This window comes from Leifsonia sp. NPDC056824 (genome assembly GCF_042789575.1).
Classification (GTDB): Bacteria; Actinomycetota; Actinomycetes; order Actinomycetales; family Microbacteriaceae; genus Leifsonia.
Genome location: NZ_JBHUAV010000003.1, coordinates 158,361 through 182,313, shown reverse-complemented (window position 1 = coordinate 182,313; position 23,953 = coordinate 158,361). Strand labels below are relative to the sequence as shown.

20 protein-coding genes and 2 tRNA genes are annotated in these 23,953 nt (G+C 70.0%); 5 read left to right on the top strand and 17 right to left on the bottom strand.

The features are described from left to right. Window positions 1-36: 36 nt before the first annotated feature. The 10 genes from ACFRFH_RS13735 to topA form a co-directional block, all read right to left on the bottom strand. A complete protein-coding gene (locus tag ACFRFH_RS13735) occupies window positions 37-963 on the bottom strand; it encodes a hypothetical protein (protein WP_382463561.1) in 927 nt (308 codons plus the stop codon). A 94-nt stretch (window positions 964-1,057) separates the two neighbouring features. After that, window positions 1,058-1,639 carry an isochorismatase family protein gene (locus tag ACFRFH_RS13730; RefSeq protein ID WP_382463842.1) on the bottom strand — a complete coding sequence of 194 codons (582 nt, stop codon included), beginning with the start codon at window positions 1,637-1,639 and terminating at the stop codon, window positions 1,058-1,060. A gap of 31 nt (window positions 1,640-1,670) precedes the next feature. Continuing rightward, window positions 1,671-3,131, bottom strand: a complete 1,461-nt coding sequence (locus tag ACFRFH_RS13725; RefSeq protein WP_382463560.1) for a D-alanyl-D-alanine carboxypeptidase/D-alanyl-D-alanine-endopeptidase — start codon at window positions 3,129-3,131, stop codon at window positions 1,671-1,673. Between the two features lie 288 nt (window positions 3,132-3,419). Continuing rightward, a complete protein-coding gene (locus ACFRFH_RS13720; RefSeq protein WP_382463559.1) occupies window positions 3,420-5,936 on the bottom strand; it encodes a PKD domain-containing protein in 2,517 nt (838 codons plus the stop codon). Between the two features lie 174 nt (window positions 5,937-6,110). Further along, window positions 6,111-6,183 (bottom strand) — tRNA-Thr (locus tag ACFRFH_RS13715). Between the two features lie 88 nt (window positions 6,184-6,271). Next, window positions 6,272-6,967 carry a TetR family transcriptional regulator gene (locus ACFRFH_RS13710; protein WP_382463558.1) on the bottom strand — a complete coding sequence of 232 codons (696 nt, stop codon included), beginning with the start codon at window positions 6,965-6,967 and terminating at the stop codon, window positions 6,272-6,274. Between the two features lie 51 nt (window positions 6,968-7,018). Beyond that, a complete protein-coding gene (locus tag ACFRFH_RS13705) occupies window positions 7,019-8,575 on the bottom strand; it encodes an alpha/beta hydrolase (protein ID WP_382463557.1) in 1,557 nt (518 codons plus the stop codon). After that, window positions 8,572-9,762, bottom strand: coding sequence for a DNA polymerase III subunit delta' (locus ACFRFH_RS13700; protein WP_382463556.1), 1,191 nt, complete (start codon window positions 9,760-9,762; stop codon window positions 8,572-8,574). Before ACFRFH_RS13700 ends, ACFRFH_RS13705 begins: the two co-directional genes overlap by 4 nt. A 74-nt stretch (window positions 9,763-9,836) precedes the next feature. After that, a complete protein-coding gene (gene tmk / locus ACFRFH_RS13695; RefSeq protein ID WP_382463555.1) occupies window positions 9,837-10,466 on the bottom strand; it encodes a dTMP kinase in 630 nt (209 codons plus the stop codon). Next, the gene (topA, locus tag ACFRFH_RS13690) at window positions 10,463-13,306 is read right to left on the bottom strand and encodes a type I DNA topoisomerase (RefSeq protein WP_382463554.1); all 2,844 of its coding nucleotides are present in this window, start codon (window positions 13,304-13,306) and stop codon (window positions 10,463-10,465) included. The genes tmk and topA overlap by 4 nt, the downstream gene beginning before the upstream one ends. A 229-nt stretch (window positions 13,307-13,535) precedes the next feature. Between topA and ACFRFH_RS13685 the strand changes: the two genes are divergently transcribed. Further along, window positions 13,536-13,787 (top strand): hypothetical protein, encoded by a 252-nt coding sequence (locus tag ACFRFH_RS13685; RefSeq protein WP_382457344.1) that lies wholly within the window; start codon window positions 13,536-13,538, stop codon window positions 13,785-13,787. A gap of 42 nt (window positions 13,788-13,829) precedes the next feature. Here the strand turns inward: ACFRFH_RS13685 and ACFRFH_RS13680 are convergent, their stop codons facing one another. From ACFRFH_RS13680 to ACFRFH_RS13660, 5 genes are all read right to left on the bottom strand, one after another. Then, window positions 13,830-14,216, bottom strand: a complete 387-nt coding sequence (locus ACFRFH_RS13680; RefSeq protein WP_382463553.1) for an Rv3654c family TadE-like protein — start codon at window positions 14,214-14,216, stop codon at window positions 13,830-13,832. After that, window positions 14,213-14,515: a hypothetical protein gene (locus ACFRFH_RS13675; RefSeq protein WP_382463552.1), complete on the bottom strand. Its 303-nt coding sequence runs from the start codon at window positions 14,513-14,515 to the stop codon at window positions 14,213-14,215. The genes ACFRFH_RS13680 and ACFRFH_RS13675 overlap by 4 nt, the downstream gene beginning before the upstream one ends. A 109-nt stretch (window positions 14,516-14,624) precedes the next feature. Then, entirely contained in the window at window positions 14,625-14,804 is a 180-nt protein-coding gene (locus ACFRFH_RS13670; RefSeq protein ID WP_382463551.1) for a DUF4244 domain-containing protein, read from the bottom strand. A gap of 117 nt (window positions 14,805-14,921) precedes the next feature. Further along, window positions 14,922-15,941, bottom strand: a complete 1,020-nt coding sequence (locus ACFRFH_RS13665) for a type II secretion system F family protein (protein ID WP_382463550.1) — start codon at window positions 15,939-15,941, stop codon at window positions 14,922-14,924. After that, window positions 15,934-16,971: a TadA family conjugal transfer-associated ATPase gene (locus ACFRFH_RS13660; RefSeq protein WP_382463549.1), complete on the bottom strand. Its 1,038-nt coding sequence runs from the start codon at window positions 16,969-16,971 to the stop codon at window positions 15,934-15,936. The genes ACFRFH_RS13665 and ACFRFH_RS13660 overlap by 8 nt, the downstream gene beginning before the upstream one ends. A 359-nt stretch (window positions 16,972-17,330) precedes the next feature. Here ACFRFH_RS13660 and acs point away from each other — a divergent pair, with 359 nt between their 5' ends. Next, window positions 17,331-19,280: an acetate--CoA ligase gene (gene acs, locus ACFRFH_RS13655; protein WP_382463548.1), complete on the top strand. Its 1,950-nt coding sequence runs from the start codon at window positions 17,331-17,333 to the stop codon at window positions 19,278-19,280. A 75-nt stretch (window positions 19,281-19,355) separates the two neighbouring features. Here the strand turns inward: acs and ACFRFH_RS13650 are convergent, their stop codons facing one another. Together ACFRFH_RS13650 and ACFRFH_RS13645 are read right to left on the bottom strand one after the other, a co-directional pair. Beyond that, on the bottom strand, window positions 19,356-19,826 hold the full coding sequence (locus ACFRFH_RS13650; protein WP_382463547.1) for a RidA family protein: 471 nt from the start codon (window positions 19,824-19,826) through the stop codon (window positions 19,356-19,358). Then, window positions 19,826-19,993: a DUF4177 domain-containing protein gene (locus tag ACFRFH_RS13645; protein ID WP_219732693.1), complete on the bottom strand. Its 168-nt coding sequence runs from the start codon at window positions 19,991-19,993 to the stop codon at window positions 19,826-19,828. Before ACFRFH_RS13645 ends, ACFRFH_RS13650 begins: the two co-directional genes overlap by 1 nt. Before the next feature lie 82 nt (window positions 19,994-20,075). On the opposite strand from ACFRFH_RS13645, the gene ACFRFH_RS13640 reads away from it, so the two are divergent. The 3 genes from ACFRFH_RS13640 to ACFRFH_RS13630 all read left to right on the top strand — a co-directional run bounded on the left by ACFRFH_RS13640 (window position 20,076) and on the right by ACFRFH_RS13630 (window position 23,714). Continuing rightward, window positions 20,076-22,598, top strand: a complete 2,523-nt coding sequence (locus tag ACFRFH_RS13640) for a transglycosylase domain-containing protein (RefSeq protein WP_382463546.1) — start codon at window positions 20,076-20,078, stop codon at window positions 22,596-22,598. A 26-nt stretch (window positions 22,599-22,624) separates the two neighbouring features. Then, the gene (locus tag ACFRFH_RS13635) at window positions 22,625-23,581 is read left to right on the top strand and encodes a metallophosphoesterase (RefSeq protein ID WP_382463545.1); all 957 of its coding nucleotides are present in this window, start codon (window positions 22,625-22,627) and stop codon (window positions 23,579-23,581) included. Between the two features lie 59 nt (window positions 23,582-23,640). Next, a tRNA-Pro gene (locus ACFRFH_RS13630) sits at window positions 23,641-23,714 on the top strand. Window positions 23,715-23,953: the final 239 nt, after the last annotated feature.

The following is a 23,953-nucleotide window of genomic DNA, read 5'->3' as shown; positions in this document are numbered from 1 at the left end:
TTAGTAATCAGCCTAGCGCGCATGAAAAGACTCGCGCTACCGCAGCGCGACCTTTCCATCCACGATCTCGGCGCTCACGCGCTTTCGCACATCGACCTCGACGCTTCCGGTCGCCGGCGCCCCCTGATAATCGATGCCGGTCGCTTGTGCGGTCATCGCGCCGCCTGCGACGGTGAAATCGCCGAATGATCCATCCTTCGCCGGCGTGACGGTCGGGTATTCCGTCACCGCGACGGCGTAGCTCGTGCCGGACAGGGTCATCCCCGACGGGTAGCCGACCATCAGACCGCACTCGCGCAGCTCGTCACGCTGGGTGTGCACGCGGCACTCATCGATGTTCTTCTTGATGAGGGCCGCGACGGCGTCGAGATACGCCTGCGACGGACTGGCCGTGACGCCCTTCGCCCTGTCCGCGTCCGGCCCGACGGTCATCGTGGCCCCGGACGATACGTCGGTGAACTTATTCGAGTTCGTCAGCTTGTACACGGCCGGATAGGCGACCTGGGTGTGACGCGTCTGATCCAGGGCCCCCTTGAGGCCGGGCACTCCGAACTCGACGTCCCAGATGGACGGCAACGAGCCACTCACCGAATAGGGCAGACCCCGGCTCACATACCAGCCGTCGTCATCCTTCTTGAGCTCGACATACCGTTCGTAGCCCCTGGACTCCAGCTTGTAGGCGACTTCGACACTGGCCGACGTGCGGGTGCCGTAGAAGCCCGAAACCGAGACGCCGGTGATCCGCTCCGCCTTCGACAGGACCGCATCGGTCAGCATGATGTTGTTCTCGTCGGACAAGTCGATCCGCGCGATCTCGTTCGCGCGCTTCGCGTTCCCGTCGGCGATCATCTGCACGTACTCGTTCGCGAGCGACTCCGCTTCGCCGGAGCCGGAGCCGGAGCCCGCACTTCGAGACGACGTCATCAACAGGATGACCGAGACGACCGCGCCGATCGCGAGCACGAGGAAGACGCCCGAGGCGACGATGATCCAGACGAGAACCTTCTTTGACATAGCCCCCAGACTACCCCAAAGGCATGAAGGATCTGAAATACAATTAATGAACGGAAACGAGCTCCGCCCCCGCGTGCGCCAGCTCCGCCAGAGCCGCCTCCGACGACTCCGCCGCGACCCCCGCCACCAGCTCGGTCAGCACGCGCACCCGCTGCCCGTGGCTCAGCGCGTCCAGCGCGGACGCCCGCACGCAGTAGTCGGTCGCGATCCCCACCAGGTCGACGGTGTCGATGCCGTGCTCGTCGAGGAGGTTGTGGACCGTCGAGCCGGCGTCGGTGCGCCCCTCGAAGATCGAGTACGCCGGGACGCCCTGCCCTTTGCGGATGTGGTAGCCGACGCGTGAGGTGTCGAACGCGGGATGGTACTCCGCGCCGTCCGTTCCCGCGACGCAGTGCACGGGCCAGGTGTTCACGAAGTCCGGCTCGGCGTCGGTCGCGAAGTGGCCGCCGTTGTCGTTGTCGCCGTCGTGCCAGTCGCGGCTCGCGAGGATGATCGCGTACTCGTCGGCGTGCGCGCGGAGGTGTTCGGTGATGGCCGCCGCCACCGCCGCTCCCCCGTCCACGCCGAGCGCTCCGCCCTCGGTGAAGTCGTTCTGCACGTCGATGATGAAGAGCGCCTTGCCCATCGCCGCCTCCCCTGCTCGGCCGACGCCCGGCTCAGCCGTTGGTGAGGTTGTCACCGCACTTGTAGAAGCCGGTCGTCAGCGTGTCGATCGCCTGCTTGGCATTGTCGCTCACCGGGCCGAGCGCGTACACAGCGAATGTGAGTTGCGATCCGTCCGCCGCGTCGATGGTGCCCGCGAGCGTGTAGCCGTTGTTGATCCAGCCGGTCTTGGCGTGCACGGAACCGTCCGCGACCGAGCTCGCCCCGGTGAACCGGCTGTAGCCCGGCCCGAGCGTCCCGGTGCGGCCGGCGACCGGGAGTCCGTCGTAGACCACGCCGAGCCCGTTCTGCCGGTTGAGCACCTTGACGAAGAGCTGCGTCAGGTACGACGGCGGCACGGCGTTGTCGGCGCTGAGCCCGGAGCCGTCGGCGATGTGGATGCCGGTGGTGTCGATGCCGTAGCCCTTCAGCCCGGCCAGCACGCCCGCGTTTTCGGCGGCGAACGTGTTGCCCGCGCCGGTCTTGATCGCGACGAGCCTGGCGAGCTCCTCCATGATCGTGTTGTCGGAGTACGTCATCGCCTGGTCGATCAGCGTGGTCACCGGCTGCGACTGCACCGCCGCGAGCTGGCGGGCGCCCGCCGGGGCGGTGCCGGAGGTCACCGGGACGTTCGTGCCGAGGTACTGCTGGAAGTACTGCACGGCGCGGCCGACCGGGTCGGTGCTGCGCGGCGACTCGACGGCACCGGGGTCGTTGCGGTCGCCGTCCACCATCAGCGACGACATGTACGGCGTCGACCCCTCGACGACGCGCTCCTCGTGCTCGTCCCAGCTGGGCTGCCACAGCGGGCCGCCGAACAGCGACGAGTCGACCACGATCGAGGTCACGGGGACGCCGCCGAGCGCCTGCTTGGTCTGGCTGGCGAGGTCCTGGATGGAGGGCGCGTTCGTGTAGAAGGCGCCGTGGCCTCCCGGGAGACGCGACAGGGTCACGTCGCCGCCGCCGACGATGACGACCTGGCCGGGCACACTGCCGGCGACGACCGTGGTCTGCACGCGGTAGTCCGGGCCGAGCGTCGCGAGGGCCGCCGCGGAGGTCAGCGTCTTGAGCACGGACGCGGTCGGGCCGGGCTTGCCGCCGTTCCGGTCGAACAGCACCTGGCCGGTCTTGGCGTTGACGACCTGGGCCTCCAGGTTGCCGAGCCGGCCGTCCTGGGCCAGGGAGGCCACCGAGCAGGTGCGGATGCGGCTCGCGGCCGGCTGCGCGGCGGGCACGGGACGCGCCGGGTCGGCGGTGGGAGTGGGGGTCGGGGTGGGCGTGCGGGTCGCGGAATGCGTCGGCGTCGGGGCGGTCGCGGCCCCGGCCGGCGCGGAGCCGACCGTCGCGCCGAGAGCCACGCTGCCCGCGCCGAGGAGCACGAACGCGACGGTGGCGCCGGCGGCGATCCACGCCTTCGGGTGCGTCCGGATGGCGGACATCACGCCCGCGACGGCTCCGGCGAGGGCGCCGGTCACCGCCGCTCCTGCACCCGCACCCCCGGCCGAGCGGCGGCCGGAAGGGGTCGCTCCCGCCCCGGGCTCACTCGTCGCAGAGGAGTCCCCGGTGGGGAGAACAGAGTTCGAGGGGTTCGTCGATTCAGACCCGGTGCCGTCGGTTGCACCGGAGTCGCGCTGGTCCGGTTCGCGCATCCGGGTATAGTACCGGCGTTCCCTGAGAGCGCCACTCGGCCCGGGCCATCACTCCCGCGCTCCCCCCGCTCGCACCCGGCGCGTCGCGGGAGGAGACGAGGAAGCGATGGCGGCTCAGGGCACGGCGACGACTCCGAAGTTCGCGAACTTCACCGTGACGGGCGAGACGGTCGCCGTGCCCGACAGATAGGCCTTCAGTCCGACGCTGCCCACGCCCTGCAGCGCGGCGGTCGAGTCGGTGGCGCTGACCTGCCAGTTGGCCGGCTCGGCCTGCGTGGCCGGCCAGAGCTTGGCCTGGATCGTCGTCGGGGAGGTGCCGACGACCTGCACGCGCAGGTTGAGCTGCATCCCCGGCGTGTAGGTCACCCCGCCGACCACGGCCGACTGGATGGTGGTCCCGCTCTGCAGGAGCTGCACCTGCACGGACCCGCTCGCGCTCAGCCATGCCCGCCCCTCATAGGCGACGGAGCCGACCTGCCGGCCGATCGCCGAGATGAAGGCCCCGCCGCCGGTCGGCGCGATGTCGGTCGTGAGGGTGACCGTCGTGTCCGTCCGGCTCGACGAGACCGACTTGAGCAACTCGGACGCGGTCGTTCCCGCGGCGTCGGCGATGTTGCCGGTCCCGTTGCTCACCGAGTACTGCGTCGCGCTCCCCGAGCCCGTCCAGGCGCCTCCGGTCTGCGCGTTGCCCCAGCCTCCGCTGACGGTGCGCTGGAACGTGTCCTGCGCGATGGTGCTGCCGGAGTTCGCCGCGACCGTCACCGATTGCGAGGTCGAGTTGGTCGCGCCCTGGTTGTCGGTGACCGTGAGCGTCACGGTGTAGGTGCCTGCCGCCGCATAGGCGTGGCTCGCCGTGGCTCCCGTCGCGGTCTTGCCGTCGCCGAAGTTCCAGGCGTACCCCGCGATCGTCCCGTTCGGGTCGGTGGAGGCCGTGCCGTCGACGCTGATCGTCAGCCCGTTCACTCCGACGCTGAACGACGCGACCGGCGGCGGGTTGGTGCCCCCGCCCGCGATCACCACCTGGTTGCCGGTCCGTGCGATCTGGTTGCCGTCCGGATCGGTGACCGTCAGCGTGTAGGTGTGGGAGCTCCCCGGCGCCAGCCCGGTGTCGGTGAAGCTCATCGCGGACGTGTTCCAGAAGTTGTTGCCCTTGCTCGTCGTGTAGATCGGGCTCGCCGTGTTGCCGTCACGCGACAGCGCGTAGCTGAGCTGGTAGTTGTCCATGTCGTACGTCGAGGTCCACGCGATCTTCGCCTGTCCCGACGTGCTCGAGGTCGCCGTCGGTGTGAGCGCCGTGTTGTTGTTCGGCGCCATCGTGCTGCGCGAGACGCTGTCCATCGCGAACCGGGTGAGCCCGTACTGCGCCTTGCCGTTCACGGTCGGGAACTCGCCTCCCGCGACCAGATAGCTGGCGTTGCCCGAGAGACTCCAGACGGCCTGGCCCATGCCGGTGTAGCTGCCGGTGCTGAAGTCGGGGTAGTAGGTCAGTGGGGACGGCGCGGGCTGGCCCCGGAAGTTCGCGTACGACCGGTTGCCGTCGTTGGTCAGCGTGCCCGTCTTGGCTTTCGAGAAGGCAATGAGGTGGTGGTAGCTGCGAGGGTTGGTCTCGGGGAATCCTCCGACATTGGCGCAGGTGTGCTGATGGCCGGTGGCGTAGAGGACGTTGCCCATCGGCATCACCGAGTACGTGTCGCCGTGGCAGTCCTCCATCCAGACCAGGGCGCCGGTGACCGCGTCGGAGGAGAAGGACCCTTCGAAGTTCCCGCCGGAGCCGAAGACGTAGCCGGAGCCGTAGACCCGGTCGGAGGTGGCGACGAGGTCGGTGATGCCCGCGTTGATCCCGGCGTCGCGGATGATGCTGTTCGTCGGGAACGGGAGCACGGCGCCCGTCGTGCCGTCGAGCATCGCGAGACCGTAGTTGGGCACGCCGTCCATGTTCTGGAAACGGCCTCCCGCGTACACCCGGCTGCCGTCCGGGCTGACCGCGAGCGCGTCGACGACATAGTCGGCCGAGCCCTTCCACGAGGTGATCAGAGAGCCGTTCGACGCGTCGATCTTCGCGATGTAACCGGTGGCCGTGCCGTTGACGCTGGTGAACGTGCCTCCGGCGAACACGGCGGTGTTCGTCGCGGCCAGAGCGCGCACCTGGCTCGCCATGGCCGGGCGGAACGAGTTGATGACCTGACCGGTGGCCGTGCTGATGGCGACGATCCGGTAGTAGGTGCCACCCGCGGCGGTTGTGAAGTCCCCGCCGAGGTAGATGCGCGACCCGTCAGGCGACGCCGCGACGGCGAGGGCCTGGGCGTTCAGCGAGACGTTGATGCTGGTGTTCAGCACGCCGGTGGTGATGTCGTAGGCGAGGAAGTTGCTCCGCGGGGTCGTGTTCGAGCCGGCGGGCGATCCCGACGGTCTCGCCGCCGTGAACTTCCCTCCGACGTACACGGTGTTCCCGACGACCGCCTGCGACCAGGCGACGCCGTCCATCTGCGCCGTGGGCAGGGAGCTGCCGTCGACGGTCGGAGGCGTCGCCGGATTGGTCGGATCGGGTGGCATGGTGTCGGCGGATGCGACGCCGCCGGTGGCCAGCCCTCCCCCGATCAGCAGCAGTGCGCTGGTCACTGCGGTGAACATGCCGAGCACGCGCGCCCGACGGGATCCCCTTGTCGCTTCCATGACATTCCCCAAGGCAAACTGACTAATTCTCAATTTGCCGGTGAGTCTACGCCGGATGAACCCCGCGCGCACAGAGGAACGACCCGTCTCCGCAGACTCGCAGAAACACGGAAGAAAGAAGGGCTGGAACGGAGCCGCCCAAGGGAATCGAACCCTTGACCTTCTCATTACGAGTGAGATGCTCTGCCGACTGAGCTAGGGCGGCGTGGCCGGACTCGCGCCCGGGCACAGTCAGATAGCTTACCCGATCCCGCGGGGTGCTTTCGACCACGGCCGAGGCCGCAGCGGACGGCTCAGTTGAGCTGCCCGCCGAGGGCCTGGAGCTGCGCGAACGAGGTGCGGAGGCGGTCGGCGAGGGGCTCGACGCCGCCGTGGTCGGCCCAGCAGGACCAGGCGTGCCGCATGCCGGCGAACGCCACGTAAGTGACCAGGCGCGCCTGCTGGTGGAGGCCCTCCTCGTCGGCGGCGAGCTCCGGGTCGTCGTGCGCGAGCCTGCGCTGCACGACGGCGCTCAGGGCGTCCTCGAACTTGTGCATGCTCGCCATCCGCTGGGCGAACAGCTCGGGGTTGCCCTTCAGGAGCGCGCGGCGGAGGGCGTGCAGCTCTTTCGCGCTGGCCGCGTTCTCGCCGTCCGGGGAGCCGCCGAGGTCGCCGTCCAGGTCGCCGGTCTCGATCGCGGCGATGAGGAGGGTGCCCATCCCGTCCAGGATCGGCTCGGCCGGGCCCGCCTCGATGAAGCGTTCGATGCTGGCCTCGTCCGGGAGCTCCGGCAGTTCGCCGATGATCGCGGACTCCTTCGACGGGAAGTAGTTGAAGAAGGTGCGCGGCGAGACGTTCGCCGCGTGGCTGATCTCGTCGACCGTGACATGGTCGAAGCCCCGCTCGCTGGCCAGCTCGAGCGCGGCGAGCTGGATGGCGCGCCTGGTCGCGATGCGCTTGCGCTCACGGAGGCCCAGCTCGCCCTCCGCGGTCCCGATCTCTAAAGTCACGAGTTTGATTATTTCACCGTCTGCAAAATTGCACCACTCACCACGGCGGGGTCAGCAGGTCTTGCCCTTGGGCGGCACGGTGCCGCCCACGAGGAAGTCGTCCACCGTGTTGTTCACGCACGAGTTGGACTTGTTGTACGCCGTGTGGCCTTCGCCCTTGTAGGTGAGCAGGTGGCCGTTCTGCAGCTCGCCCGCCATGTTCTTCGCCCACACGTACGGGGTGGCCGGGTCGTTCGTGGTGCCGACGACGAGGATGGGCGCTGAGCCCTTCGCCGCGATCGGGCCGCGCTGCACGGTGGACTTGTAGGGCCAGGAGGCGCAGCCGATGTCGCCGTACGCCATGTACGGGCCGATCACGGGCGCCGCGACCGCGAGCTGGGCGGCCTGCGCGCGCATCGCGGCGGGGTCGGCGTCGTAGCCGTAGTCGAGGCAGTTGATGGCCGTGAACGCCTCGGTGGAGTTGTCCGAGTAGCTGCCGTCGCTGTTGCGGCTGTTGTAGCCGTCGGCGAGGGTGAACGCGACCGAGGCGTTGCCCTTCATCACGCTCGTGAACATACTGCTCAGGTACGACCACGCGGTCGCGTCGTAGAGCGGGTAGATGATCGCCGTGACGAGCGTGTTGGCGCCGAGCTCGCGACCGTCCGAGTTGCGGATCGGACTGCGCTCCACAGCGGCCAGCAGTTCGGAGATGGTCTTCATCCCGTCGTCGACCGTGCCGGTGAACGGGCAGTTCTTCTGCGTGAGGCAGCTCTTCAGGTACGCGCGGAGGGCGCTCTCGAAGCCCACGGCCTGCACCTTCGTCACCTCGTCGTTGCTCGCCGCAGGGTCGAGCGCGCCGTCCAGGACCAGCCTCCCGGTCTTACCGGGGTAGAGGCCGGCGTACACCGCGCCCAGGTAAGTGCCGTACGAGTAGCCGAGGTAGTTGAGCTTCTTGTCGCCGAGCACCGCGCGCAGGAGGTCGAGGTCGCGTGCAGCGCTCACCGTGTCGACGTGGCCGAGCAGGGCGCCGGTGTTCTTGGCGCACGCGGCGCCGAACTGCTGGGAGACGGCCGTGTTCTCGGCGAGCCACTGGTCGGACCCGCGCTGCCCGGGCGTGATGCCGTAGAGGTAGTCGTCCATCTGTTTCGGGTCGAAGCACTTCACCGCGGACGAGTGGCCGACTCCGCGCGGGTCGAAGCCCACGATGTCGAAGTGGCTCTGCAGCGTCTTGTCGGTCGCGTAGTCGACCGAGTCCTTGACGAAGTCGTACCCGGAGCCGCCCGGGCCGCCGGGGTTGACCAGAAGGGAGCCCTGCTTGGTGCCCTTCGCCTGCTGGCGGATGAGCGCGAGGGAGACCTGGCCGGCGGAGGGGTCGCTCCAGGTCAGCGGCACCTTGGCGGTCGCGCACTGCTTGCCGCTGGAGCAGTCGGACCAGACCAGCTTCTGCCCGTAGAACGGCTGGAGAGCCGCGGACACCTTCTCGGGCGCGGGCGTGGAGATGGTGGACGACTTCGCAGGAATGAACCAGGTGACGCAGCCGGTCAGCGTCAGGGCGACGACGGCGGCGATCGCCACGAAGACGGTGCGAGCGGCCCGCCGGCGGGCCGGACGGCCCTCTCGGATGGTCACAGGTCTGTCCCCTTTCGCGCAGCTCCCCCGCGCAGGATCGTCGTGAGCATGGCCTCCAGCGCCAGGGCGGGAGCGACGTTGCCGTCGATCCGCTCGCGCGCGGTCGTGATGGCATCCATCGCGGCGAGCGTAGCCGCAGGACTCGTGTGCGCGCTGAGAGCGGTCAGGCGCTCGCGCAGCTCGACGTTCACGAGCTCGCTGCCGCTGCCGAGCTGCAGCATCATCACGTCGCGGTACAGCGAGAGCAGGTCGGTGAGGATGCGGTCGATGCCGTCGCGGAGGCTGCGGGTCGCGCGGCGCTTCTGGTCCTCCTCGAGCTGCCGGAGCTGGCCGCGCAGCGCAGGCGGGATGGCCCCGCCCGGCTCGATCCCGAGCGAACGGAGCGCGTGCTCCCGTTCCTCGGCGTCGCGCTCCTCGGTGATGGCCTTCGCGTCGGCGCCGGCCACCTCCAGCAGCGTGGCGGCGGCGAGCACGGCCCCGGAGACGGAGCGGATGCCGAGCGCGAGGTCCAGGGTCTGCGCGCGCCGGCGGCGGGCCTCCTCGTTGGTGGCGAGCCGGTGTGCCATCCCGATGTGGCTCTGCGCGTGCCGTGCCGCGCGCTCGGCGGCGGCGCTGTCCACGCCGTCGCGGCGCTCGATCAGGCGCGCGACGTCCGCGACGCCGGGGACTTTGAGGCGCACGGTGCGGACCCGCGAGCGGATCGTCGGCAGCAGGTCGGCGTCGCTCGGCGCGCAGAGGATCCAGACGGTCCGCTCCGGCGGCTCCTCCAGCGCCTTGAGCAGCACGTTGGAGGTGCGCTCGGTCATCCGGTCGGCGTCCTCGATGACCATCACCCGGAAGCGGCCGACCGACGGCGCGAACTGGGAGCTGGCGACCAGCGACCGCACCTCCTCGATGGCGATGATGACGCGCTCGGTGCTGAGGACGGCGAGGTCGGGATGCGTGCGGGCCTCCACCTGGCGCTGCGCCGCGAGGTCGCCCTCCGGATTCCCGGGGCTGAGCAGGGCGGTGGCGAACGCGTAGGCGAGGTTGGAGCGGCCGGACCCGGGAGGGCCGGTGATGAGCCACGAGTGCGTCATGCCGCGGGCGGCCTCGGCGGCGGGGCCGGAGGCGGTGGCCGCCTCGGCGGCGGAGCGGACGACGGCGATCGCCTCGTCCTGACCCGTCAGGTCGTCCCACACCGCCATGCCTTCCAGGCTAGTGGGAACGGAGGACAGCGCGGGCGCGGCGGCGGGCCCTGGAGCGGTGCCGGCTGCGGTGGTCAGACGCGGTCCTCGAGCCGGCGGCGGATGTCGGCGGCGATCTCGTCGACGGGGAGGGCGGCGTCCACCACGAGGAACCGGTTCGGCTCCGCCTCGGCGAGCCCGAGGTACGCCGCGCGGACGCGCGCGTGGAACTCGGAGCGCTCGGCCTCCAGCCGGTCGTAGCGCGTGCGGGACGTGTCCAGCCGCGCGCGGGCCGCGGTCTCGTCGAGGTCGAGGAGGATCGTCAGGTCCGGGAGCAGCCCTTCGGCCGCCCAGAGCGAGAGGTCGCGCACCTGGTCCGCGTCGAGCACGCGGCCGGCGCCCTGGTAGGCGACGGAGGAGTCGATGTAGCGGTCCTGCACGACGACCTCGCCGCGCTCCAGGGCCGGACGGACGACGGTCGCGATGTGGTGGGCGCGGTCGGCCGCGTAGAGCAGCGCCTCGGCGCGCGGCGCGATGTCGCCGCGGTGGTGGAGGACGATCTCGCGGATCTCCACCCCCGCCGCGGTGCCGCCGGGCTCCCTGGTGCGCACGACGGTGCGGCCGCGGTCGCGCAGCCACTCCTCCAGGAGGGCGGCCTGCGTCGACTTTCCGACGCCGTCGCCGCCCTCCAGAGTGATGAACAGGCCGGTCCGGGTCTCGCTCACTCGGCGGACTTCTTCGCCGCCGCGCGGGTCGACGTGCCGGTCTTGGGAGCGGCCTTCGTCTTCGCGGCGGTGGTCTTGGCTGCGGTCGTCTTGGCAGCGGTCGTCTTCGCCGTGGTCTTCTTGGCCGCCGTCGACTTCGTCGTGGTCTTCGCCGCGCTCGCCCGCGAGGTGGTGCGCTTCGCGGCCGGCTTGGCCGGTCCCTTCGCGCGCTTGTCCGCCAACAGCTGCACGGCGCGGGCGAAGTCGACCTCATCCACGGTCTCACCCCGCGGGATGGTCGCGTTCGTCTCGCCGTCGGTCACGTACGCGCCGAACCGGCCGTCCTTGATCTTGATCGCCTTGCCGCTGACCGGGTCGGCCTCGAACTCCTTGAGCGCACTGGAGGCCCGGCGGTTGCCGTACTTCGGCTGCGCGAACAGCTCGACGGCGCCGGCGAGGTCGATCCCGAAGATGTCGTCCTCGCTCGGGAGCGAACGGGTGTCCGTGCCCTTCTTCAGGTACGGGCCGTAGCGGCCGTTCGCCGCCTGGATCTCCGCGCCCGTCTCCGGGTCGGCTCCGACGGTGCGCGGCAGGTCGAGCAGCCGCAGTGCGGTGTCGAGGTCGATGGTGGACAGGTCCATCGACTTGAACAGGGAGGCCGTGCGCGGCTTGGCCGCCGCCTTCTTCGCGGTCTTCTTAGTCTCGACGACCTCGCCGGTCTGCGGGTCCACCTCGGGCTCCGGCTCCGGGTCGGCCTCGGTCACGTACGGGCCGAAGCGGCCGTCCTTGGCCAGGACGAGCTTGCCGCTCTCGGGGTTCGTGCCGAGCTCGCGGTCGGTCTGGACCGGCGCGTCGATGAGCTCCTTCGCCTTGGCGGGGGTGAGCTCGTCGGGGGCGAGGTCCGGCGGGAGGTTGACCCGGCGGGGCGTCGCGTCCTCGGCGGCGCCGGGCTCCTGCACCTCCAGATACGGGCCGTACTTGCCGATGCGCAGCGTCACGTCGTCGTCGATCGCGATCGAGTTGATGCTGCGCGCGTCGATCTCGCCGAGGTTGTCGATCACCCGGCGCAGGCCCTTGTGCTTGTCGCTGCCGAAGTAGAAGCTGTTCAGCCAGTCGACACGCTCGGCCTCGCCATCCGCGATGCGGTCGAGGTCGTCCTCCATCTCGGCCGTGAAGTCGTACTGCACGAGGTCGCCGAAGTAATCCTCCAGCAGGCGCACCACGGAGAAGGCGACCCAGCTCGGCACGAGCGCCTGCCCGCGCTGGGTGACGTAGCCGCGGTCCATGATCGTGGAGATGATGCTCGCGAACGTCGACGGACGCCCGATGCCGAGCTCCTCCAGCGCCTTCACGAGGCTCGCCTCGGTGTAGCGCGGCGGCGGGGTGGTCTCGTGGCCGTCCGCCGCGACGTCCTGGACGCCGAGCGCCTGGCCCTGCGTGAGCGGCGGCAGCTTGGCGTCGCCGCTCGCGTCGGCGTTGCGCTCCTCGTCGCGGCCCTCCTCGTACGCGTTGAGGAACCCGCGGAAGGTGATGACCGTGCCGCTCGCGGTGAACTCGGCGGTCGTGCCGTCGAGCGGCCCTTCGCCGATCCGCGCCTCGACCGTGATGGAGGCGGTTTGGCCCTTCGCGTCGGCCATTTGGGAGGCGACGGTCCGCTTCCAGATCAGGTCGTAGAGCCGCAGCTCGGGACCGCGGAGGGACTTCTCGAGCTCGGCGGGCGTGCGGAAGACCTCGCCGGCCGGGCGGATCGCCTCGTGCGCCTCCTGCGCGTTCTTGCTCTTGGAGGCGTAGGTGCGCGGCTTGTCCGGGACCGTCTCGGCCCCGTACAGCTTCGCCGCCTGGGTGCGCGCCGCGTTGGTCGCCTGCTGCGACAGCGACGCGGAGTCGGTGCGCATATAGGTGATGTACCCGTTCTCGTAGAGCGTCTGGGCGACGCTCATCGTCTGGCGGGCGGAGAAGCGCAGCTTGCGGGCGGCCTCCTGCTGCATCGTGGACGTCGTGAACGGCGCTGCCGGACGGCGCGAGTACGGCTTGGAGTCGACCTTCGAGACGGTGACAGCCGTGCTCTGCTGCCGCACGGCGTCGGCGAGCGCCTGCGCGGACGTCTCGTCGAGGATCGTGGCGCCGGAGGTCAGCCGGCCGTGGTCGTCGAAGTCGCGTCCGGTCGCGACGCGCTCGCCGTTCAGGCGGGCGAGCCGCGCCTCGAACGCTTGGGCGTCCTCCGGGAGGAGCTGGGCGGTGAGCCCCCAGTAGGAGGCCGCGACGAACGCGAGCCGCTCGCGCTCGCGGTCGACCACGAGCCGGGTCGCCGCGGACTGAACGCGACCGGCCGAGAGTCCCGGACCGACCTTGCGCCACAGCACGGGCGACACCTCGTAGCCGTACAGCCGGTCGAGGATGCGCCGGGTCTCCTGCGCGTCCACCAGGGCGGTGTCGATGTCGCGGGTGTTGTCCCGCGCCTTCTCGATGGCCTCACGGGTGATCTCGTGGAACACCATGCGCTTGACCGGCACCTTGGGCTTGAGGACCTCGACCAGGTGCCACGCGATGGCCTCGCCTTCGCGGTCCTCATCAGTGGCGAGCAGGAGCTCGTCGGCGTCCTTGAGGGCGCGCTTGAGGTCGGCGACCGTCTTCTTCTTCTGGTCGGACACCACGTAGTAGGGGGCGAACTCGTTCTCGACGTCGACGGAGAACTTGCCGAGCGACCCCTTCTTCAGCTCCGGAGGGAGGTTCTTGGGCTCGATCAGGTCGCGGATGTGTCCGACGGATGCCATCACCTCGTAGCCCTCGCCCAGATACTGGGCGATGGACTTCACCTTGTTCGGAGACTCGACGATGACGAGCTTCTTGGTGCCAGGCACTTGACTCCTCTTATATAGCAACTGTGTTCGTGGGGACCGCACTGGTCCGAAGCGCGCTCCCCCGAGCGCCGCGCAGAGGGCGGCGAGCGTGGGCCGCACGGCCCAACAGGCAAACCATACACACCTAGGCCGTTCGTGTGCCTAATCGCCGGCCGCCCCGTTCGCCGCGGGCGGACGGCTCGTACGGCCGGGCCTGTTGCTCGCCGAGCCCCGGGAGGACAATGTGAGCATGGCAACGACCTCAATGACGACGTACACCGCCAAGCTCATCGACGGCCCCCTGGAAGGCAAGACGATCTCGACCTCCTTCCTCGACTCGGGCGACCCGCGACCCCGCCTCGAACTCCGCGCGGCGGCGGGCGGAAAGCACTACCTGTATGTCCGCGGCTCCGCGTCGGAGACGGAGTACGCCTCCGACGACCCGAGCGGCTCGCTCCCGAGCGCGGTGGCGTACCGGTACGTGGAGACGGTGTTCGACTGAGGCGGAGGCCTCGCGCCGCTGACAGCACCGACGCCGAGCGCATCACCGTGATCCCGGCGGACCCGCGCGGGCGGCCGCGGAGGCCTCCCACCCGAGGTACGGGACGGAGACCTCGACGCTGACGACGACCGCCTCGACGAGGCATCCCGTCACGGACGCGCCGTTCGCCCGTGCCACGGCCTCGGCCCGGACGCACGGCTCGCCGCTCGTCCGGCCCGAGGCCACGTCGGCCGCGGCGAGCGCCGTGGCGTCGGCGGCGACCGCTGCCCGCTGACGCGCGCCCCAGGCGCCCGCCACGCCGATCGCGGCGGTCGTGAGGGTGACCGTGACCGCAACGACGGCGAGCGCGAGGACCGTCCCCGCCCCGCGCTCGTGTCGCGGAAGCACGGACTCATCGCGCGTGACGCCGGAGCGCTCACCCCTGTTCATCCCTCCTCCGTGTCGTCGAGCACGCACGAGCGTGCCGACACCGTGAGCCCGAGAGCGCCGAGGCCGCCCGCACGGCTGGGCGCGGTGACGGTCACGCACAGCAACCCGTCGCCGGACCCGACACGACGGGACGCACCCTCCGGCGGTGGGGGCGCCGCGTCCCCCCGGCCGATGAGCCGCGCCGCAGCCGCCGCATGATCGAGCAGCCGCGCCTGCTGGGCGCCCGCCTGAACCGCCCCGACGCAGATCGCCATACACACGAGCACTGCCGGGAGGGCCGCCGCGAACTCGGCCGTCACGCTCCCCCGCTCGCCGGCCCAACCCAGTCGGTCGCCCGGCCGGCTTCTCGCCATCCCGACGACCGCAGCCCGCGAGCAGCCCTCGCGGGTTCGGTGCCCTGCCGCATCGTCAGCCATCGACCGTCAATGCCCGTCTGACGAGGTCGGTCAGGATGGATTTCACCTCGTCGCCGCGCAACAGCATCAGCAGCGCGCCGGCGAATCCCACCGCGGCCATCGTCGTGACGGCGTACTCCGCCGTGCTCGCTCCCCGTTCCTCCCAGCGCAGCCGGTGAATGATCTCCCGCATGTGTGGTCCCTTCTCTTTCGTTCGTTCTCTGTTGTTGTTCCCGCTCTCCGGCGGCATGAATCGATCGTCTCGTCCGGCGTCTCCGTGATGGGCGGCGGTCCCGAATCTGTGGACAACTCAGGTGAGGCCGGCGAAGGTGGAGGACATCATCCCGAGGATGACGGGCACCACGCCCAGGAGCACGAACGCGGGAAGCACACACACGCCCAGCGGAAGCAGCAGCCGCACGGCGAGCAGTTCCGCCCGGCGCCGGCCCTCCGCGCGAGCGGTCCGCCGCCGCTGCCTGGCTTCGGCGGACAGGAGCTCGATCGCAGGCGCTCCTGCCCGCTCCGCGATGCGGAGCACCCTGTCGACGGACGCGTCACTGTCCACCACCGCGTCGAGGCCGCTGCGACGCACGACCTGAGCGATCGTCTCCCGAGCGGCCGGCACCGACATGCCGCCGGCGAGCGCGATCGCCGTCAGGTCGTGCTCGATCCCCGAGACCGGCCCCGCCCGTGCAGCCGACCGCACCAGCGTGCGCGTCCAGGACCGCCCCGCGATGAGCAGACCGCACCCGGACCCGGCCGCCATCCAGCCGAGCGGACCGGTGACCAGCGTGCCGATCACGTCGACGCCGATCGCGTACGCCATCACGACCCCGACCAGCGGCAGCCAGGACATCAGCCGTGCCGTCGCGCGCGGGCCGGCGAGCGCGGTGGCGATGTCGCGCTCCGCTCCGGCCCGATCGCGCAAGGCCTCGGCCGCGCCGCGCAACGCCGGCGCGAGCGAGGCGCCCGCGTGGTCCGCGACGGCCCACGCCGCGGCGACGGCAGCTACGCCGGCATCGCCTCCGCCGTCGCCCCCGTCCGTCACCCGGCCACGCCACGCACGCACCGCCATCCCGTCGCTCCCAGCTCCCACCCGCCCACGCCGGGCCGCCGCGGCCAGTGCCTCGGACGGCGGGACGCCCGCCGCGACGAGCGTCGCCGCCCGGACGACAGCGGGGTGCGTCGCCTCCGCGGCCACGTATTCCCAGGCCGACCGGGGCGAGATGCCCGCGTCGAGGAGCACGGCGAGCGCCTCCACCGAGCCCGACAGCAGGTCGTCCGCGGGGCGGCCCGATCGATCGTGGCCAGTCTTGCGTCGCTCACTCATGCGGCACCACCGCGAGTCGTCCGTCCGCTGTCGTCGTGAACCGGCCGAAGCCGGCGACACGGCGGCGGTTTCCCGAGCGCTCGAGGTGGACGATCAGTCCGATCGCGCTGATCGTCTGCCGCGCTGTGGCGATGTCGTCCATCCCGGCCAGGGCGCCCAGGGCCTCCATCCGGGCGGGGACGTCGCCCAGCGAGTTGGCGTGGAGGGTGCCGGCGCCGCCGTCGTGTCCGGTGTTCAGGGCGGAGAGCAGGTCGGCGACCTCCTCGCCGCGGCACTCGCCGAGGACGAGCCGGTCCGGCCGCATCCGCAGCGCCTCCCGCACCAGTCTGCGCAGTCCGACGCCGCCCGCGCCTTCGAGGTTCGGCTGGCGGGTCTGCAGGCCGACGACGTGCGGGTGCGGGATGCGGAGCTCGGCGACGTCCTCGATGAGCACGATGCGCTCGGCGGGCGGCGCGTGCGCCAGGACGGCGGCCAGTAGCGTCGTCTTGCCCGCGCCGCCGGCGCCGGTCACGAGGATGTTCGTCCGGGCGGCCACCGCCGCGCGAAGCAAGGCCGCATCATCGGAGGTCAACGAGCCGGCCTCGACCAGGTCGTCCATCGTGAGGGCGGCAGGCGCGGGGACGCGGATCGACAGCAGGGCTCCTCCGGTCGAGATGGGCGGGAGCACAGCGTGGACGCGGACCCCGCCGGGGAGCCTCACGTCGACGAACGGCGTGGCCTCGTCGATATGCCTGCCGCCGGTGGCGATCAGCCGCGTGGCGAGCCGGCGGGCTGCGTGCGCGTCGGCCGTCCAGCCGTCGACCCGGTGGAGGCCGCGCGGGCCGCCGTCGGACCAGAGGACGCCGTCGCCGGTGACGAAGAGGTCCGTGACGCCCTCGCGCATCAGGTACGGAGCGAGAGGACCGAACGTGTCCCAGACGTCCGGAACGCGCGTCGCTCTCATGGGAGGCGACGACGTCATCGGCAGGGGCCGGGCGGTCTGGGCGGGCGGGGCGATCGACGGTGTGATCCACTGGCTTGAATTCCTCATGACCTCGACGCTACGAAGCCCGAAGAACACTCGGGGCCGGCACCGGAGATCAGTGGAGAACCCGCGTCATCCACAGCCGGTCGTGGACAAGTCCACGAGGACGAACCCCGCGTGAGCCGCCGGGTTAAAAAAAGGGGGGCCGCACCTATTGGGGGGAACAGGTGCGGCCACTGCGGCGCATGATTGGGGGGAATCGATTGCGCCGCACGCCAGAATTTGTCATTCGGCCGCTGCCTAGTTTACGCAGAATCAATGCAAACGCAAGTCTGCTCGGAGGCCGTCACCCGCTGGTTGTAGAGTCAGGGATTGTCGCGCCACGACTCGAACACCAGCATCGCGAAGGAGCGAAACGACTCCCCATGAGCAACACAATCGACAATCTGCTGCACGAAGCCCGGCGGTTCGCGCCCAGCGAGGAGTTCGCCGCGAACGCGGTCGCGACGGCCGAACTCTACGAACGCGCATCGGACGACAGGCTCGGATTCTGGGCCGACCAGTCGCGCGACCTCCTGCACTGGCACACCCCGTTCACGCGCACTCTCGACTGGACGAACCCTCCCTTCGCGAAGTGGTTCGACGACGGCGAGCTCAATGTGGCCTACAACTGCCTCGACCGCCACGTCCTCGCCGGCAACGGCGACCGCGTCGCCATCCACTGGGAGGGCGAGCCGGGCGACACCCGCTCGATCACGTACGCCGAGCTGACCGCGGAGGTCAAGAAGGCCGCCAACCTGCTGACGAGCCTGGGCATCCGGGCCGGGGACCGCGTGGCGATCTACCTGCCGATGATCCCGGAGGCCGTCATCGCGATGCTGGCCGTCGCGCGCATCGGCGCGGTCCACTCCGTCGTCTTCGGCGGCTTCAGCGCCGAGTCCCTCCGGTCGCGCATCGACGACGCGTCGGCCAAGCTCGTCATCACGGCCGACGGCGGCTGGCGCAAGGGCCGGGTCTTCCCGCTCAAGGACGCCGTCGACGCCGCGCTCGAGAACGGCGAGTCCACGGTCGAGCACGTCCTCGTGGTCAAGCGCGGCGAGAACGAGGTCGCGTGGACCGAGGGCCGCGATCTGTGGTGGCAGGACGAGATCGCGCTGGTCGACGCCGACCACGTCGCCAAGGCCTTCCCCGCCGAGAACCCGCTGTTCATCCTCTACACGTCCGGCACGACCGGGAAGCCGAAGGGCATCCTGCACACCTCGGGCGGCTACCTGACCCAGGCGGCGTTCACGCACAAGAACGTCTTCGACCTCCACCCGGAGTCCGACGTGTACTGGTGCAGCGCGGACGTCGGCTGGATCACCGGCCACAGCTACGTCGTCTACGGCCCGCTCGCCAACGGAGCCACCCAGGTGCTGTACGAGGGCACCCCGGAGACGCCGCACCCCGGCCGCTGGTGGGAGATCATCGAGAAGTACAAGGTCTCGATCTTCTACACGGCGCCGACCGCCATCCGCTCGTTCATGAAGATCGGACGCCAGCACCCGCAGAAGTTCGACCTGTCGAGCCTGCGCGTGCTCGGCTCGGTGGGCGAGCCGATCAACCCCGAGGCGTGGATGTGGTACCGCGACGTCATCGGCGGTGGCTCCACCCCGATCGTGGACACCTGGTGGCAGACCGAGACGGGCGCGATCATGGTCTCCGCTCTCCCCGGCGTGACCACGCTCAAGCCGGGCAGCGCGCAGGTTCCCCTGCCGGGCATCTCGATCGACATCCTCGACGAGGCGGGCGTGCCGGTCGGCAAGGATCAGGGCGGCCTCCTGGTCGTCACCGAGCCGTGGCCGAGCATGCTGCGCGGCATCTGGGGCGACCCGGACCGCTTCGTGGAGACGTACTGGTCGAAGTTCGGCGACAAGTACTTCGCCGGCGACGGCGCCCGCTACGACATGGACGGCGAGATCTGGCTGATGGGCCGCGTGGACGACGTGATGAACGTCTCGGGCCACCGCCTCTCGACGGCCGAGATCGAGTCGGCGCTGGTCGCGCACCCGCTCACGGCGGAGGCCGCGGTGGTCGGAGCGGCGGACGAGACGACCGGCCAGGCCGTGGTCGCGTTCGTCATCATCAAGCAGAACCAGCTCGAGACCGCCGAGTCGATCGACGTCGCGGCCGAACTGCGCAAGCACGTCTCCGAGCAGATCGGCGCGATCGCCCGCCCGCGCGACATCTTCATCGTGACGGAGCTGCCGAAAACCCGCTCGGGCAAGATCATGCGCCGCCTGCTGAAGGACGTCGCGGAGGGCCGGGAGGTCGGCGACACGACCACGCTCGCCGACACGGCCGTGATGAGCTCCATCCAGGCGAAGCTCACCTAGCCGCCACCGACGACGGACAGACGAAGAACCGCCGCGGATCAGTGCGATCCGCGGCGGTTCCCGTTTGAGCGGCTCCTACTCGAACGCGACGATGAGCTCGACCTCGACGGGCGCGTCGAGCGGAAGGACTGCGACCCCGACGGCGGAGCGGGCGTGGACGCCGGCGTCGCCGAAGATCTCGCCGAGCACCTCGGACGCGCCGTTGATCACACCGGGCTGGCCGGTGAACGACGGGTCGGACGCGACGAAGCCCACGACCTTCACGACCCGGGTCACGCGGTCGAGCGAGCCGATGACGCTCTTGACTGCGGCGAGCGCGTTGAGCGCGCAGATGCGGGCGTACTCCTTGGCGTCGTCGGCCGGGACGAGGCCGTGGCCGTCGCCGACCTTGCCGGTCGCCGGGAGGGCGCCCGAGACCATCGGGAGCTGGCCGGAAGTGTAGACGTGGCCGGCGTCGACGACGGCAGGCGTGTAGGCGGCGACGGGCGGCACGACGTCCGGGAGGTCGATCCCGAGCTCGGCCAGGCGCGCTTCGACGGTGCCCATCAGGCGGCATCCTCGGCCGGCACCGGACGCTTGAGGTAGGCGACCAGACCGCCCTCCGGGCCGGTCACCACCTGCACCAACTCCCACCCCTCCGAACCCCAGTTGTTGAGGATGGCGGCGGTGTTATGGATCATGAGAGGAGTCGTAAGGTATTCCCAGCGCAGCATGGTGCTCTTTTCATTCGGGGGGTTTATCAGCTTCATCGCCTACTCTGATCCTATGTCTGCGCAAAAACCACAGGCTAGAGGTGTGCTCGGAGCAGTCGGCGCGTTCGTCGGCATGAGTGCCGTGGCCGGTCTTCTGGTCACCGCTGCCGTCACCCCCGCCATCGCCGTGACGGGCATGGCCGCCAACAACGGTATCGGTGTGTTCGAGGGCCTTCCCGAGTACCTCCAGATCGGTCAGCTCGCCCAGCCGACCACGATCTACGCGAAGAACGGCGACCAGGACGTCCCGCTCGCGACCTTCTACTCCCAGAACCGCCTGCCGGTCGGCTTCGACCAGATGTCGCAGGCGGTCAAGGACGCCGCGATCGCCGGTGAGGACCCGCGGTTCTACAGCCACGGCGGCGTCGACATCCAGGGCACCATGCGCGGTGTGCTGTCGACGGTCTCCGGCGGCGGCGTGCAGGGCGGCTCCTCGATCACCCAGCAGTACGTCAAGAACGTCCTGCTGCAGAAGTGCGAGGCCCTGCCGGTCAAGACCGCAGCGGAGAAGAAGACGTACCAGAACTGCGTCGACGACTCGACGGGCGTCACCCCCGACCGCAAGGTCAAGGAGATGAAGTTCGCGATCGGCCTGGAGAAGAAGTACACCAAGGACCAGATCCTCGAGGGCTACCTCAACATCGCCGGCTTCGGCGGTTCGGTCTACGGCATCGAGGCCGCGGCCCGCTACTACTACAACACCACGGCCGCGGCGCTGACCCCCGCGCAGGCCGCGAGCCTGGTCGCGATCGTCAACGAGCCGACCGGCCTCAAGATCGACAACCCCGCGTCGACGACGAACGGTGCGGCCGACGGCTACGCCAAGAACAAGGACCGCCGCGACTACATCCTCGGCAAGATGTACGAGTACAAGAAGCTGACCAAGGCGCAGTACGACGACGCGATCAAGACCCCGATCCAGCCGGTGATCACGCCGTCGGCGCGCGGCTGCCAGACCGCGGGCGGGGCGGCGTACTTCTGCGACTTCGTGCAGAAGATCATCCTCAACGACGCGTCGTTCGGCAAGGACCTGGACACCCGCACGGCGAACTTCAACCGTGGCGGCTACAAGATCTACACCTCGCTCGACATGGACCTCCAAAAGGTCGCGGAGGACACGCTCGCCTCCTATGTGCCGCAGGTCTACAAGGTCGACATCGGCGGCGTGCTGGTCGGCGTCCAGCCGGGCACCGGCCGTGTGCTCTACATGGCGCAGAACAAGCAGTACAGCCAGGACCCGGATGTCCTCAACTCGGGCGCGCAGTACACCAGCATCAACTACGCCACCGACTACGCCTACGGCGCTTCCGGCGGCTTCCAGGTGGGCTCCACGTACAAGGTCTTCACGCTGGCCGAGTGGCTCAAGCAGGGGCACTCGCTCAACGAGACCGTGAACGCGAACATCCGCACGTACACGAAGTTCAAGGACACCTGCGACGGCGACTGGACGGGCACGTACCGGCCGACGAACGACTCCAGCGGCGAGGAGGGCATCCGCACCGCCCAGAGCGCCACGACCCAGTCGATCAACACGGCGTTCATCGCGATGGCCTCCCAGCTCGACCTCTGCCAGATCCGAAATGAAGCCGAGGCCTTCGGCGTCCACACCGCGACGGGCACCCCACTCGGTACCACGCCCGCGTCGGTGCTCGGCACCAACAACATCGCCCCGCTGACGATGGCGACGGCGTTCGCCGGCATCGCGAACAACGGCCTGACCTGCTCGCCGATCGCGATCGACAAGATCGTCAGCGGTGACGGCAAGGAGGTGGCGCCGCCCGCGACCAAGTGCACGCAGTCGATCGACCCCGCCATCGCCAACGCGATGGCCAAGGGCCTCCAGGGGCCGCTCCAGAGCGGTGGAACGGCCAGCGGGATGAACACGACCGGCAAGGACATGCTCGGCAAGACGGGCACCACCGAGAACAACGAGCAGCTCTGGCTGGTCGCGGCGACCACCAAGGTCGCCGGCGCGTACTGGGTCGGCAACGTGACCGGCCACCAGGACATGCGCAGGATCTACCCGACGCACGGCACGACGCCCGCCATCGCGCGAACGGCCGTGATGCGGTCGATGATGTCCGCCGCGGTGGGCAAGTACGGCGGCGACCCGTTCCCTGCGCCTCCGAGCAAGCTGGTGCAGGGCGTCCAGGTCGCGGTCCCCGACCTCACCGGCAAGTCGCCCGACGAGGCGAAGACCATCCTGACCAGCCTCGGCCTGGACAGCGCGGACGGCGGCCCGCAGGATTCCGCCGCCCCCGCCGGCACGGTCGCATCGACCAACCCGCCCGCGGGCTCGCAGGTCGGCAAGGGGACCGTCATCACGATCTACACCAGCAACCAGTCGCTGGTCGCCATCCCGAACGTCGTCGGCCAGAAGTTCTCGGTGGCGCAGGCGGCCTTGGCGGCGGCCGGTTTCGTCGCGAAGGTCGGCCCCGGCTTCACCCCCGACGACGTCGTCCAGGCGATGGACCCTGGTGCGGGAACGGCTGCGAAGGCCGGCACCCAGGTGACCCTCACCCTGCAGAAGAGCACCCCCACTCCCGGCCCGGGAGCGGGCGGCTAGTGGCAGGCGCTTCACGCTTCCGGCCGGTGGGCACCGCACTCGCGGTGCTCGCCGGCGCGGGCGCGGCCGCCTTCGCGTATGGCTCGCTCGTGGAGCGCCGCGCGTTCACGCTGCGCGAGGTCAGCGTCCCTGTGCTGCCGGCCGGCGCCGAGCCGATCCGGGTGCTGCACCTGTCCGACCTGCACATGGCGCCGTGGCAGACCGACAAGCAGGAGTGGCTGCGCCGGCTCGCGCGCTTCCAGCCGGACCTCATCGTGGACACGGGCGACAACCTGAGCCATGAGAACGGTCTGGAGGGTATCCGCGCCGCGTTCGACGCGTTCCAGGGCATCCCCGGCGTCTTCGTGCACGGCTCGAACGACTACTTCGGCCCGCAGCTCAAGAACCCGTTCAAGTACTTCCTCGGCCCGTCGAAGCGGCACTCGTCGACGGCCCCGCGACTCGACGACAAGGCGCTCACCGAATACTTCCGGAGCCTCGGCTGGCTGAACCTCAACAACGCCGCGGGCGCCCTCGACATCCGCGGGACGCACCTCGAGTTCTTCGGCGTCAACGACCCGCACATCCAGGCCGACCGGGTGGAGGCCATCCCGGGCGCCCTGGACGAGCTGCGCGAGGACGACCCGTACTCCGACGACGCGATGTGGCCGGCGGACGAGCCGCGCACGGAGCGCCCCACCGTCACGCTCGGCGTGGTTCACGCACCGTACCGACGGGTGCTCGACGCATTCGTCACCTACGGCGCCTCGATGATCTTCGCGGGGCACACGCACGGCGGTCAGGTGTGCGTCCCCGGCTTCGGCGCGCTCGTCACCAACTGCGACATCCCGCGCGCCCAGGTGAAGGGGCTCAGCATCTGGCGGCACGCGTTCCGGGCGGCCTACCTGAACGTGTCGGCGGGGCTCGGCACGTCGATCTACGCGCCGGTGCGGTTCGCGTGCCGGCCGGAGGCGACGTTGGTCACGCTGACGGCGTCGGAGTGATCCGGGTGGTCATTCGCACCCCCCGCGCTCGTGTATCCTAGATGAGGCCTTCGGGCCACCGGGGTGTGGCGCAGCTTGGTAGCGCGCTTCGTTCGGGACGAAGAGGCCGCAGGTTCAAATCCTGTCACCCCGACCCAGTGGTAAGAGAAAAGGACGGCCGGCTCGCTCAGCGAGTCGGCCGTCCTTTTCTGTTACCACTGTTCGCTGGTGTCTATTGGGCCCCTGCCGCGAGGGGCCCCGGGCGACGCCCCGAGCGAAGCGAGGAGCGGCGTTCGGGGGAGCGCGTAGGGCGCACCCCGACCCAAGAGAAAAGAGCCGGTTCCCATGCGGAACCGGCTCTTTTCGCGTCCTGCCCTTCGAGCGCCCGATCGC